Below are 216 nucleotides of genomic sequence, written 5' to 3' on the forward strand. Positions count from 1 at the left end.
CAGCTAGGGATCGTCGCCTAGGTGGGCCGTTACCCCGCCTACTAGCTAATCCCATCTGGGTTCATCCGATGGCGTGAGGCCCGAAGGTCCCCCACTTTGCTCCCCAGAGGTTATGCGGTATTAGCCACCGTTTCCAGTGGTTATCCCCCTCCATCGGGCAGATCCCCAGACATTACTCACCCGTCCGCCGCTCGCCGGCAAAGAAGCAAGCTTCTT

Annotated in this window: 1 rRNA gene; it reads right to left on the reverse strand. The window is 59.7% G+C overall.

Annotated features, from left to right (window positions below):
• Window positions 1-216: ribosomal RNA gene (locus AAC854_RS24940) — 16S ribosomal RNA — on the reverse strand; the annotation flags it as partial.

The organism is Xenorhabdus entomophaga (assembly GCF_037996725.1).
Taxonomy (GTDB): Bacteria; Pseudomonadota; Gammaproteobacteria; order Enterobacterales; family Enterobacteriaceae; genus Xenorhabdus; species Xenorhabdus khoisanae.